At 58.5% G+C, this 11,544-nt stretch carries 11 protein-coding genes; 5 read left to right on the forward strand and 6 right to left on the reverse strand.

Annotation, left to right across the window (positions count from 1 at the left end):
* Nucleotides 1-27 precede the first annotated feature (27 nt).
* Complete coding sequence (locus KT71_RS02920) at nucleotides 28-411, forward strand: YchJ family protein (RefSeq protein WP_023659872.1); 384 nt, start codon at nucleotides 28-30, stop codon at nucleotides 409-411.
* A gap of 11 nt (nucleotides 412-422) precedes the next feature.
* On the opposite strand, the gene KT71_RS02925 is transcribed toward KT71_RS02920, so the two are convergent.
* Complete coding sequence (locus KT71_RS02925) at nucleotides 423-1,562, reverse strand: serine hydrolase domain-containing protein (protein WP_008292968.1); 1,140 nt, start codon at nucleotides 1,560-1,562, stop codon at nucleotides 423-425.
* A 215-nt stretch (nucleotides 1,563-1,777) separates the two neighbouring features.
* Between KT71_RS02925 and KT71_RS02930 the strand changes: the two genes are divergently transcribed.
* Nucleotides 1,778-2,266, forward strand: coding sequence for a DUF2165 family protein (locus KT71_RS02930; RefSeq protein ID WP_008292967.1), 489 nt, complete (start codon nucleotides 1,778-1,780; stop codon nucleotides 2,264-2,266).
* Nucleotides 2,267-2,397: 131 nt separating this feature from the next.
* Here the strand turns inward: KT71_RS02930 and KT71_RS02935 are convergent, their stop codons facing one another.
* Genes KT71_RS02935 through KT71_RS02945 form a run of 3 tightly spaced genes read right to left on the reverse strand, consistent with a single transcriptional unit; the run spans nucleotide 2,398 to nucleotide 6,583 of the window.
* A complete protein-coding gene (locus KT71_RS02935) occupies nucleotides 2,398-2,997 on the reverse strand; it encodes a hypothetical protein (RefSeq protein ID WP_008292965.1) in 600 nt (199 codons plus the stop codon).
* Complete coding sequence (locus KT71_RS02940) at nucleotides 2,994-3,326, reverse strand: hypothetical protein (RefSeq protein WP_023659874.1); 333 nt, start codon at nucleotides 3,324-3,326, stop codon at nucleotides 2,994-2,996. The genes KT71_RS02935 and KT71_RS02940 overlap by 4 nt, the downstream gene beginning before the upstream one ends.
* Nucleotides 3,323-6,583, reverse strand: a complete 3,261-nt coding sequence (locus KT71_RS02945) for a WD40/YVTN/BNR-like repeat-containing protein (RefSeq protein ID WP_008292962.1) — start codon at nucleotides 6,581-6,583, stop codon at nucleotides 3,323-3,325. Before KT71_RS02945 ends, KT71_RS02940 begins: the two co-directional genes overlap by 4 nt.
* Before the next feature lie 156 nt (nucleotides 6,584-6,739).
* Between KT71_RS02945 and KT71_RS02950 the strand changes: the two genes are divergently transcribed.
* From KT71_RS02950 to KT71_RS02960, 3 genes are all read left to right on the forward strand, one after another.
* Complete coding sequence (locus tag KT71_RS02950; RefSeq protein WP_008292961.1) at nucleotides 6,740-7,555, forward strand: enoyl-CoA hydratase; 816 nt, start codon at nucleotides 6,740-6,742, stop codon at nucleotides 7,553-7,555.
* A 3-nt stretch (nucleotides 7,556-7,558) separates the two neighbouring features.
* On the forward strand, nucleotides 7,559-7,987 hold the full coding sequence (locus tag KT71_RS02955) for a CoA-binding protein (RefSeq protein WP_008292960.1): 429 nt from the start codon (nucleotides 7,559-7,561) through the stop codon (nucleotides 7,985-7,987).
* 183 nt (nucleotides 7,988-8,170) lie between these two features.
* Nucleotides 8,171-9,580 carry a coniferyl aldehyde dehydrogenase gene (locus KT71_RS02960; protein ID WP_169729137.1) on the forward strand — a complete coding sequence of 470 codons (1,410 nt, stop codon included), beginning with the start codon at nucleotides 8,171-8,173 and terminating at the stop codon, nucleotides 9,578-9,580.
* Nucleotides 9,581-9,584: 4 nt separating this feature from the next.
* Here the strand turns inward: KT71_RS02960 and KT71_RS02965 are convergent, their stop codons facing one another.
* Both KT71_RS02965 and KT71_RS02970 read right to left on the reverse strand, forming a co-directional pair.
* A complete protein-coding gene (locus KT71_RS02965; protein ID WP_008292958.1) occupies nucleotides 9,585-10,067 on the reverse strand; it encodes a P-loop NTPase family protein in 483 nt (160 codons plus the stop codon).
* Complete coding sequence (locus tag KT71_RS02970; protein ID WP_008292957.1) at nucleotides 10,064-11,542, reverse strand: aldo/keto reductase; 1,479 nt, start codon at nucleotides 11,540-11,542, stop codon at nucleotides 10,064-10,066. The genes KT71_RS02965 and KT71_RS02970 overlap by 4 nt, the downstream gene beginning before the upstream one ends.
* Nucleotides 11,543-11,544: the final 2 nt, after the last annotated feature.

Genomic DNA, 11,544 nt, shown 5'->3' on the forward strand with positions numbered 1-11,544 from the left:
GGCTTTGCAGAGAGACGGCAGGCGCTCATGAGTGGGACACCCTGTCTCTGTGATAGCGGCCGTGACATCGATGCGTGCTGTGGGCCTTTTCTGGACGGTGTCGCTATTCCAGAAACAGCGGCGCAGCTTATGCGTTCCCGATACAGTGCCTTCGTGGCCTGCGATGAGGCCTATCTCCTCGCGACCTGGCATCCCAAAACCCGTCCCAGCCGCGTGCGCCTCGATGAGGCTCAGCGATGGCTAGGGCTGAAAATCCGGGGAGGTGCTGCCGGAGGGGCGATGGACGATAGGGGCACGGTGGAGTTTGTCGCGCGATACAAGATCGCCGGCAAAGGCCACAGGCTCCATGAGGTGAGCGATTTCGAAAAAATTGACGGGCGCTGGTACTACCTCAAAGGCAAGCACCTCTGAACACCTCCGGCTCAGTCAATCTCCAGCAAGCGGTCCATGGACTGCTCGATTAAAGCGTCGGTGTCGAGACTGGCGTCGTTACACATCATCGCCAGCGCAAGGTGCCTGCCGGGCAGTCGGGCGTAGTAAGTGCTGGTGCCCAGCCAGCCGCCGCTGTGTTCAAAGATCCTGTCTTTACCGCTCCCGCGAATATTCTGCCCGTTGGCATAGCGTCGCCCGTCGGATCGGTGCTCGCTGTTGGGGGTGTTCATAAGCGCCATGAGTTTTGCCGGATCTCGCCCCAGCTTGGGCGCGTAAAAGTGACTGTCCCAGATCAGCATGTCGTCCAGATTGGTATGCAGGCCACCGTCGCCGACCCAGAACAGGTTGGTCATGTCATTGACGTACAGGCCCTCATCGTTCTTTTTATAGCCGTCGGCGCGCTGGTAAACGATCTCTACGGGGTCGTCACTGAAAAAGCTGTTATGCATACCCAGGGGCGCAAAGATGCGTCGCTCAGCGTAATCCCGGAGACTTTCGCCAGAGACATCCTCCACCAGCATGGCCAGGATGACGTAGGCGATATTGCTGTACAGAAAACCCTGCTCCGGCGATTGAGCGAGGGGCAATTGCTCAACAACCGCGTAAAACTCTTCGATGGTCAGGTAGTCCTCATTACCGAGACGAAACTCACCGCCCGCGGCCGACCGGAGATCGATGGCGTTGTCAGCCTTCGGGCCCTCGTAGGAGCCTGCCACTAAATCGTAGTCCCCCATGCCCGAAACATGGCCGAGCATGGCGTTGATCGTGACCCGGGCACCATAGGGTTTTAATCGCGGGAGATAGTCCCGTACGTCGGCATCGAGATCGATCTTTCCCTCGTCGGCCAGTAACAACACCGCCATGGCAGTGAACTGTTTGGAGACCGAGGCCATGCGATGTACGTGGCTGCCATCCAGAGGTACAGCCAGTTCCATGTTGGCGAGGCCATAACCCGTTTTGAGCAGCCACTCCCCGTCCTGTGCAACGCCCACGCTGCATCCCGGGCCATCATCGGGAATACCCGAGAAAATCGCATCTATGTCTGCGGCAATGTCGGCCCACACGAGCTGCGAGGACATCAGCGCCATAAAGACAGATCGCTTCAGTGCGACGAGGGTGAATCTGGCCATGGCAATGTTCCTCTGGGTTGAAAGCAGAACATCGTTTTACACAGCGCCGTGGTCCCGGTAAAGCGCTGATGGGTTGTTAAGTTTGGTGCGTGAGGCTTACGTCACTTCACAAGACATTTTGGGTCAGTGCAAGGATAGGGCCGCAAATACCTCTTGCCTCTTCCGTAGCTGAGCAGCAATATTCCGAAAACGTTATGCATACCCGAGGTGAATGTATGTACAGGCTGGTAAAAGTTGGGCTGATGGCTACCGCTGCCTGGTGGGCCATCAGTGCCGCGCTATACAACTTAAGTCATTGGACCGAGTCCCTGAGCTATGTCGAGGCAGTGACAACCATGTCTCTGTTTGAGGGCGGTACCGATCGCTGGCAGGCCACTTCCAACCCGATCGTCATCTGGGCTGGGCTATTGTTCATCTTCGGCGGTAAGGTCGCGGCGGCGATCATGTGCAGCATGGGAACCTGGCGTATGTGGAAGGCCCACGATGCAGACCCTGAAACTTTTGTCGAAGCACGCCAAATTGGCATGGCAGGATGTGGCATTGCGGTGATCATGTTGTTTGGCGGATTCATTGGGATCGCAGAAAACTTTTTTGAGCTATGGAGATCGCCAGACATTGGCGGCTCGGTGCTCAGCGGTGCGTACCGATATGGTGGCGTGATGGCGCTGATCGGCATTCTGGTAGGCGCGACCGACGATTACTAGGCGTCGCGTAACAGTCATGCCCAGGGGCACATGGAAGTAATTTAAAAAGCGCAGTCGGCCAACGGCTGCCCGCTCGAAGATCCAAATAGCACTTAAGTGAAGACCGCTTGAATTCGCTGGTGAAGCGTCAGTTAACCACGAATCAACTGGCTCAAATGCGAGACAACTTTTGCCTGAGGCATGCCCTGGGTATGTTTGGCGAGATCCCTGCTGCTGGGGCGTTTTGTCATGATGCGATCCCTGTCTCGCGCATAGTAAAAACAGCTGTCGCTGCGCAAATCGTCAAAGCGCGTTTTGAGCGGGTCCAGAAGGCGGTCGGGCCCACCCCAGGCATACCAGGCCCAGGGGTAGTGTTGCTTTTCTTCGGGGTAGGGCGGTGCCCGGCGAATAGTGGCAAGAGATCGTTTGGCCTGACTCAAATCGCGATCGCACAGATAGAACAGATTGAGAACCCGCACATAGGCACCCGAGGGGACGGGCGCTCCCGCCGCTGCATAGGCTTTGCGCACGACAGAGAGCACCGTAGGCAGAAACTTGTCGCCATCAAGGACAATAGGGGTGGGCTGCGCTGTGCGTTTTGCGGGCGTGGCTGAGCCGGGATTCTTGCCGATGATGCAACCGAGAACCCGGTCACCGTCGTCGGGGCTGACCGTTGGCTCCAGATAAATGCGTGTATCAATGCGAAAGCGGTTTCCGCCGAGGGTCTTGAAGCGGGCCCAGTAGTGACTCAATTGTCCCGAGGCTTGTCTTTCTCTGGGGGATCTTCGTGTTTTTCCCGGCATTCCCGATGCACTTCCTTGATACACGCCGATTTGTTCGCGCGGCGGTTACAGCGCTGTTCCTCCACCAGCAACTCATACTCACAGTACTCTATGGCAGCGTTTTTTGCTTCGGTTTCGATTTCGCCGCCGTAGTAACTGTAGGGCTCCGTTTGCGAGCGCGCGGAGGCGGCCGCCAATGAGGCGGCAAACAGACAAAGTACGAACCTTAGAGAATAATCCCGAGAAAAACGCTGACGCCCCAATGAGGCGCCACCGTAATTTGCCTGCGGCTGTTTCAACGTCCGCTCAGAGCGATCATATCCATGCCCTTGGCTTTGATCTGCTCGTTCAGCGAGGGCACACCCTGATCCCAGACTTCCTGAAGAGTCGTCAGCTGCGCTTCGATGGTCTCCGTGATCTCGGCCTTGAAGGCCAGGGCCTGACTCGTGGGCGCGGCGTCACCCGTGGCTACCATCCGCATAAGACTGACCAGTTTGTTATTCAGTCGAATGGGGAAGTTGAGGGGGTCCTGGCGGCTCTGGTTTTTAGTTTGATACAGGGCCTCTTCAACGCTGGTGATGGTTTCACCCATGGCCAGAATTTCGCCGAGCAGTGCTGAGGGATCCTCTACGCTGTCGCCTTCGTCGATGAGGCGTGCCTCCAGGGCATCGAGCTGCGACCGGAAGCTTCGTATATCCGCAATTTCCTCGTGCATGCGCGACAGCAGATCCCGGGTTTCGAGCACAAACTCAAACTGTGCGGCAAAGTCTTCGGGGGTCGCAGTGGAACGTGGATCCGGAATTACCTCAAAGGGCACGCTCTGGCTCTCACCGTCGACGGTAAGCTCGGCGCGGTACTGTCCGGGAATCGCACGGGGTCCGGTTTTCATGTCCGACCATAGAATCAGTCCGTCAAAGCGCTTCATGCCCGGGTAATCGAGATCCCAGACATAGCGGTTGAGGCCTCCATCCGTGCTCAGCACCCGCGTGTTCGGCTCGTCGCCACTGGCGTCTTCATCGTCGGGGCCGGGCTCTCGGGTCCAGGTCCAGATTGCGTCGTCATCTCCCTCTTTGAAGACCGACAGCTCGACGCTTGCCTCATCACCCAGATCGTCCGGGAGGGTGTAGTAAAGCGCCACGCCTTCCTCAGGATTAGTGCCCGCAGGACCCGTGGATCGATCCCAGCCTTTGGACAAAATGCGGTAGGAGGGGCGGGGCGTGTACAGATGCACCGCACCGGCGTGGTCCTCATCGAGCTGTCGCAAGGTGCTCAGGTCGTCCATGATCCAGAAACCGCGGCCCTGGGTTGCGGCAATGAGATCACCGTTTTTAATTTTCATATCGGTAACGGGAACAATGGGCAGGTTCAGCTGTATAGGCTCCCAGTTCTTACCGTTATTCAACGAGTAATAGGCGCCACGTTCGGTACCCGCAAAGAGCAGTCCTTCGCGCTCGGGGTCCGCTCGGACCACGCGGGTGAAGTGATCGTCCGGGATGTCACCGTTGATACGCTTCCAGCTTTTACCCCAGTTATCCGTGTAAAACAGATAGGGCTTGAAGTCGTCCATCTTGTAACGGGTGGCTGCAAGATAGGCACCGCCTTCGTTGAAGGGGTCGATATCAATGCTGTTCACCATCGCCCACTCCGGGAGGGCGGAGGGCGTAACGTCTACCCAGTTTTCGCCACCGTCACGGGTCACATGAACGAGGCCGTCGTCACTGCCCGCCCAGAGAACACCGGGTTCGTGGTGGGACTCCGTGAGCACAAAGACCGTGCCGTAGTACTCAACACCGGTGTCGTCCTTGGTGATGGGGCCGCCGGACTTGCCCATGCGGCTCTTGTCATTGACCGTGAGGTCCGGGCTGATCTGGGTCCAGTTGTAACCCAGGTCATCACTGCGGAAGACTGCGTTGGCCGCCACAAACAGTACATCGGGGTCGTGCTGGGAAAAGCTGATGGGGTAGTTCCACTGGAAGCGGTATTTTACCTCTGCCGCTCCCCAGCCCATGGGGTTGTCGGGCCATACATCCAGGGCACGGCGTTCCCCCGTGCGGTGATTCACCAGACGCATCAGGCCGCCGTAGGATCCACCCACGACGACGTCGGGATCATCAGGTTTTGCAGCAATATGACCGCTTTCGCCGCCGGCGGTGGCCTCCCAGTCGCGAACACCGATGGATGAGCCCATGGCTGATCGCGATCGGATGCGCACGGCGGAGTTGTCCTGCTGGCCGCCCAGGAGGCGATAGGGGAAGTCGTTGTCCGTGGCAACCCGATAGAACTGTACCGTGGGCTGATTGGCCTGGGTCGACCAGGTTTCTCCGCCGTCGTAGGAGACATTGGCGCCGCCATCATTGGACTGGATCATGCGCAGGGGGTCCGCGGGGTCGATCCACAGGTCATGGTTATCGCCGTGGGGTGTATCGATTTCGCTGAAGGTTTTGCCGCCATCCTTGGAGTAGTGGAAACGCACGTTGGCCACGTATACCGCTTCTTCGTCCATGGGGTCGGCAAAGATGCGTGTGTAGTACCAGGCCCGCTGACGGAGATTGCGGTTCTCGCTGGTTTTCGTCCAGGTCTTGCCACCATCGCGGGAGCGGAACACGCCACCGTCCTCAGCTTCGATAATGGCGTAGATATTCTTGTTGTTGCTGGGCGATACGGTGATACCGCTGATGCCAATGGTCCCTCGGGGAAGGCCTTCGTTGCGGGTCAGCTCCGTCCAGTTGTCACCACCGTCGACGCTTTTAAAAAGCCCCGAACCTTCACCGCCGCTTTCCAGAGAATAGGGCGTGCGTTTTACCCGCCAGAAACTGGCGTAGAGAATTCTCGGGTTGCTCGGATCCATGGCGAGGTCAACGGCACCGACTTCGTCGTTGACGAACAGTACCTTTTCCCAGGTGGCGCCGCCGTCGGTGGTGCGAAATACGCCGCGCTGTTCATTGGGTCCGAAAAGGTGGCCCATAACTGCGGCATAGGCCGTATCGGGATCCGTGGGGTGGATGCGAATCCGGGAGATGTGCTGAGAGTCTTCAAGTCCGATGCGCGTCCAGGTGTCTCCCGCATCCATGGACTTCCACATACCGTCGCCCGGGGATACGTTGCCTCGGACGGTTTTTTCCCCGGTGCCCACATAGATCACGTTGGGGTCCCATTCAGAGACCGCTACGGCACCGATGGAGCCGCCAAAGTACCCATCGGAGATGTTCTCCCAGGAGGTGCCGCCGTTGTCCGTCATCCAGACGCCGCCACCGGTGGAGCCGAAGTAGTACTTGTCGCGATCACCCGGAAGTCCCGCGACCGCCGCAGAGCGCCCGCCGCGGAAGGGACCGATTTCACGCCATTCGAGGGCGCGTATCTCGGGGGCAAAGCTGTCGGGATCAATATCGGCGCTGACGCTGCTGGCGCCCAGGGTTGACGCGATGGCAAGACTCGCCGCCGCAAAAAACGGCCTGCGCAGCCAGGCAAGGCAACGTGTCGCCCGGGTCGTTAGCGTGTCTGTTGGCGACGCTGTTGTCGAAGAAAAAGGTAAGGAAAAAGGTAAGAATGACGGCATGAAAACTCCTGTTTGCGTACCGGGAACGAGTTTTTATCGGACGGAAACCCTACCACAGCTTCGGCCGGAACTTTACTATGCTGGTAGGACCAGTGATCCAATAACAGACCCTGCATGCAATCTTCAAAGCAGCAGCAATAAAAGGAGTACCCCGGTATGTCGGATGCCGCCGCCAACAATGACGCACCGCTAATGGAATCAAGCCACAATAATGTGCGGTGGATGACTCTCAACCGAGAAAAGCAGCGCAACCCCCTGTCGCTGCAGATGCTGAACGCGCTTATCGACGCCCTGGATCGGGCGAACAATGATCCCGACGTGCGTGCCATTGTCATTGCCGCCAGGGGACCGGTTTTTTCCGCGGGACATGACTTGCGGGAAATGAGTAAACAGGAGGGTGAGGACCGCAGCGCCCAGCTTCAGCGTATGCGGCTCATTCTCGATACCTGCTCGCGAATGATGCTGGGTATTGTGAACTCTCCCAAAGCCATCATCGCCTGTGTTCAAGGCACGGCCACCGCCGCGGGCTGCCAGTTGGTGTCCGCCTGCGATCTCGCCGTGTCGGCGGATACGGCCTCATTCTGCACACCGGGCGTCAATATGGGCGGTTTCTGCACAACGCCCCTCGTGGGCATTGGCCGCAACGTGCACCGCAAACACGCCATGGCCATGGCGCTCACGGGCGATGCCTTCAGTGCGGAAGACGCTGTGCGCTTTGGTCTCATCAATGAATGCGTGCCCGCGGATCAGTTGCTGGAGCGGACCACTGCGCTGGCGGAACGCATTGCCGCGAAATCGGCTCAGGGTATCCGCCACGGTAAGGCTGATTTTTACCGCCAGGTGGATATGCCCATTGAGGATGCTTTTGCCTATGCCAACGAGGCCATGGTGCGGGCCATGACCTCAGAAGACGCCGAAGAGGGTAAAGCCGCATTTTTTGAAAAACGCCCGCCGGTTTGGGGCGACGCCTAGGCCATGCCCCTGATCAGTGATACAGAAATCGCCCGCGTTCTGGGGTCCGTAAAGACCATTGCTCTTCTGGGTGCGAGCCCCAAAGCCGAGCGCCCCAGCCACGAGGTGATGGGCTTTCTGCTGGCGAAAGGGTACGAGGTGTATCCCGTCAACCCCGGTCTCGCAGGCTCGGAGTTATTGGGGAGGGAGGTCTATGCTTCCCTCGGGGATATCCCCCTGATCGTCGATATGGTGGATGTGTTTCGCAATGCGAGCTTTCTGCCGCAGATTGTGGACGAGGTTCTGGCCTGCGGCCCCCAAACGCTGTGGACGCAGCTTGGCGTTGTCGATGCGGCAGCGGCGCAGCGGGCAGAGGCCGGGGGCGTGGAGGTAGTCATGGATCGCTGTCCCGCCATCGAGTGGCCCAGACTCCGCGCCGCGGGCTTGCTCTAGGGACTGCGCTTCCCGGGCAAAACCCAAATGCACAAAAACCTTGCCCCCGGGAATGCCCCGAAGCACCGGCGAAGTACTTCGTGACATCTTTACAAGATTGCAGTGAAATAAAGTATCAGCTGTGAGCGAGCTTCGATGGTGAGCGTCGTTATCGCCACGCTTCATCACGAGGGAGAACCTACGGTGCAAACAACAATAAAAACCATGAATGCAATCCTTGAGCAGCAAAAAGCGGCTTTTCAGAAAAACCCCATGCCGACGCTCAAAGAGCGTACAGAGTGGTTGGATGCCATCATCGCCATGATGCTGGAGTATCGGCCAAAGATTCTGGACGCTCTCAACACGGACTTTGGTACCCACCCCACCCTGCAGGGAGATTTCATCGAGGTCTTCGGTATGTTGGCTCGCGCCGAATACAACAAAACGAAGCTCGACGAGTGGATGCAGCCCTCCCTGCGGGAAACGGACCCGTCGATGCACGGAGAGAGTTCGGCCTATGTACTTCGACAGCCCAAGGGCGTGATCGGAAACATGAGCCCCTGGAACTTTCCCTTCGATCTCACCATCGGTCCCCTCTGCGACATGCTGGCGGCGGGAAACCGCGTCATGATCAAACCCTCGGAGATATCCTCCGCGTGTTCAGAGCTCCTTCTCGAGATGATCAACGCCACCTTTAACGAGGACCATGTGGCCGTGGTGCTTGGCGATCTCGATGTGGCGAAGGCCTTCCCTGCTCTGCCTTTTGATCACCTCTTGTACACGGGCAATCCCGGGGTTGCCCGGCAGGTTGCTGCGGCTGCGGCTCCCAATCTCACTCCCCTGACCCTGGAGTTGGGCGGTAAATCACCCACGGTGTTTACGCCGGGCGGCGTCACCGCAGCCAACGTGGCCGATTGCCTGCGTATCAAAATGATCAAAAACGGGCAGATGTGTGTTTCCCCCGACTACGCGTTGGTGCCCCGCGCTGATCTGGAAAACTTTGTATCGCTTGCGAAGGCGTTTATTAGCAAAGAGGCGCCGGACTATGTCGCTGGCGATGACATCACCGGCATTATCAATGATCGGCATTACGCCAGGATCGAATCTATTCTTGATGACGCCCGCACTCGTGAGTCTCAGATTGAGCAGCTAACGGGTGAGAGCGATGCCGCTGCCCGACGCATGGCCCTCTCGCTGGTGGTCAACCCATCAGAGGACAGCCTTGTGATGACCGAGGAGATCTTTGGTCCGATTATGGCGGTCGTTCCCTATGACAGCCTCGACGAGGGAATTGCGTACATCAACGCCCGGGAGCGACCTCTCGGCTTATATGTATACGGTAGCGATAAAGCCCTGTGCGATGAAGTCATCAACCGCACGAGCTCCGGAGGCGTCACGGTCAACGGTGCCGCCTTGCATGCGTCTTTGCCCGGCATGGGCTTTGGCGGCACAGGTAACAGTGGCTACGGCCGGCACCACGGTATTGAGGGTTTCATGGAGTTTACTAATCCCCGGGGCATCATGAATGTCGACCCCGCGGCCATGGCCATCGAAATAGCTCCACCCTACGGTGAGACGGCAAAGGCGATCCATCAGTCTATGATTGAGGGCTGAGGGCTTAGTCCGTTGGTGAGGTGATACGTTGCTTCTCGCCTGTAAACGCCTCAAAGAGACTGACGTGCGCCTGCCGGGAGCAGCTGTCGTTGCGCTGTGGATAGTCCCGGATCCAGTCCAGGAGCATGTCGAGGTTGGCATCCTGCGCTTCCTTGCTGGGGTATTTGTGGGGCTCCCAGGGGCGGGACTTCGCGTGGGCGATGCAGTCCTCCACCGGTAGATCCAGAAAGATCAGTTGGTCAGCAAGAGGGAATGTCAGGGCAATGAGGTCTGCATAGCAGCCCTCGATCACCCAGTTTTCGTGCTCGCCCGTAAAAGCCAGAATCGCGGCTTCGGAGACCTCCAGGGGCTTGCGCTGAGGTGGCGTAGTGGGCTCCCAGGCCAGGGTATCCAGATCCAGATGTCCCAGACCCTTGTCTCGGGCCATGCGTTTGGCGAGGGTGGATTTGCCCGAGCCGGAGTTGCCAAAAATGACAGCGTTGGTCATGAACGGCTCTCCGGGGGTGTGGTGCAGATAGCGTCTGCCTCTATTTCTACCAGGTACTCGTCACCCACAAGGTCAGCCCGCACCAGGGTGTTGGCGGGCTGGATGTGAGCAAAACGAGCGCCATGAACTTTGGACACGGCCTCCCAGTCATCCATGTTGCGGATAAAAATCCGCGTGCGCACAACGCTCTCCAGGCTTGCCCCCAGGGATTGCAATGCGCCCTCGAGCTTGTCGATAACAAAGTCTGTCTGAGCCGTGGGGTCTCCGGCGCCGATAATGCGATCCCCGTGGGTAGCGGTGGTGCCCGAAACGCAGATGGTGTTGCCTTTGCGCACGGCGCGGGAAAATCCCGCCAGGTCCTCCCAGATAGTGCCACTCAATGCCAGCGTCTGCCCGTCGCCACCGGACACCGTGGGGTAGGGGGGCGGCAGGGCATCGATATGGTGACTGAGGTCGCCGGAGGCTGTCAGGAAGGGCGGCTTGCGGTACTCATCACCACAGTCTCCGTGAATGGGAGTCAGCTTTTTCAGGGCCTCGCCGATGGTATCCCTGGCTTCGTCCTCAAGAGAAAAACTGAGAAGCTCCTGGGTATTCTCGATGTGTTCGCTTTGCCCCAGACGGGCGCCGATAATCACTGCCCCCACGCCGGGTTTTTCCAGAATGTAGCGGCTTGCAATGTTGGCCACGGAGGCGCCCTGTTCTCGGGCTATGGCTTCCAATACTTTTAAGAGGTCCTGAAAGCATGACCAGCCACCGGACTCATCGATGTAGCGCTTGTACTTCATCTGCGACCAGGTGCTCAGCGCTGTGGCATCGGGTTCCGGCGAGTCGATCCAGCGCTCGGATAAAAAGCCTCCCGCCAGGGTGCCAAAAGCCAGCAGCTTGACGTTTTTCTCCTGGCACAGCGCCAGCATGGCGCCGCTAGCGCGCTGATCGAGTAGGGAAAAGCAGACCTGGTTGGACACGATGTCGATGCCTGACGCAAGCACCACCCGGAGATGGGCGGTATCGAAATTGGTCAGACCCAGATGGGCGATGAGGCCCTCGTCCTGCAATTCCTTGAGGTAACTAAGATCGTCAAGATAGCTTGGGTCGGCGTAATTCCAGGCGTGATATTGCAGGAGCTGTACCTGATCTGCGTGGAGGCGCTCCAGCGCCCGCTCCACGGCCTCCCGAACGGTCTGGCGGCTGGAGCCACCCGGTTTGGGGACCCATTTGGTCAGCAGCTGGACCTTGTCACGATCAATGTAGCGGCTGGCGAAGTGACCGGCGATCTCTTCGGAGGAGCCGTAGTGATCCGCCATGTCAAAGGTCGTAAGTCCAACATCCGTGTAGGCCTGCATGCTTCTGGCGCCGGCGTCCCGATCCACGGTGCTTCCGTCTCTCTCCATGTCCGCGATTTGCCAGAGGCCGGTTATTACGCGGGAGATGCGCAGATCCGCGGCGAGCTCCGTATAGCGTTCTCGCGAGTTCATGG

Origin of the sequence: Congregibacter litoralis KT71 (assembly GCF_000153125.2) — a bacterium.
Classification (GTDB): Bacteria; Pseudomonadota; Gammaproteobacteria; order Pseudomonadales; family Halieaceae; genus Congregibacter; species Congregibacter litoralis.